The organism is Mesorhizobium sp. M7A.F.Ca.US.005.03.2.1 (assembly GCF_003997795.1).
Taxonomy (GTDB): Bacteria; Pseudomonadota; Alphaproteobacteria; order Rhizobiales; family Rhizobiaceae; genus Mesorhizobium; species Mesorhizobium ciceri.
Window position 1 is genome coordinate 1 of sequence record NZ_RZRP01001421.1, and the last position, 822, is coordinate 822.

Consider the following 822-nt stretch of genomic DNA (forward strand, 5'->3'; position numbering starts at 1 on the left):
TTCCATATGAGCGATGATCCAGAAACAGCGCGCCAGATCGAAGAACTGGCAGCCGACAACCGGCCGTTGCTGGTGCTCGATGTCGACGATGTCGTGCTCGAATTCATCCGCCCGTTTCCGAATTTCCTCAAGACGCGTGGCTATGGCCTGACGCTGGCCTCGTTCCGGCTGACCGGCAACATCGCAGAGACGGCCAGCGGCCGCCTGATCGAACAGCCCGAAGTCACGGCACTGCTGGGCGATTTCTTTGACACGCAAGCCGATTGGCAAAACATTACGGACGGCGCGGCAGAGGCCCTGGCAGGGCTTGGCGACCGCGCGGAAATCATCTTGCTGACGGCCATGCCACACAAACACCGTGCCGTGCGTCGTGTCCATCTCGACGCGCTTGGACTGAGCTACCCGCTTCTGACCACTGAAATGGCCAAAGGACCGGCAGTGGCCAAGCTTCGCGGCAAGGCCGGCCGACCGGTGGTCTTCGTCGACGATCAGCCGCACAATCTGGCGTCGGTGCGGGAATCGGTCGCCGACGCCGAACTGTTCCACCTGATGGCCGACAATTCGCTGCGCGCATTCCTGCCTCCGGTGACGGACGATGTGGTCGTCGTCCAGGACTGGCACGAAGCCGCGCCGAAGATCGCAAGCGCGCTGGGGCTCTAAACTCCAGCCTTCAAGGGTTCAGTTTCGCACCTGCGCCGCCGCTGTCGTCCCCGCTGTCATCGTCGCCGTCACCATCGTCCACGCTGTCGTCCACGGCCGGATCGGCAGGCTTCAGCATGACGCCATTGACGGTGACCGAACCGTCGGCCTTGGCGTTGACGA

Annotated in this window: 1 protein-coding gene; it reads left to right on the plus strand. The window is 63.0% G+C overall.

The genetic code is table 11. The features are described from left to right. Positions 1–6: 6 nt before the first annotated feature. Positions 7–660 (plus strand): hypothetical protein, encoded by a 654-nt coding sequence (locus EN991_RS38225; RefSeq protein WP_013531934.1) that lies wholly within the window; start codon positions 7–9, stop codon positions 658–660. Positions 661–822: the final 162 nt, after the last annotated feature.

Excerpts from the sequence above, each read along its gene's own strand:
- EN991_RS38225 (WP_013531934.1), top strand. The coding sequence starts at position 7 with ATGAGCGATGATCCAGAAACAGCGCGCCAGATCGAAGAACTGGCAGCC.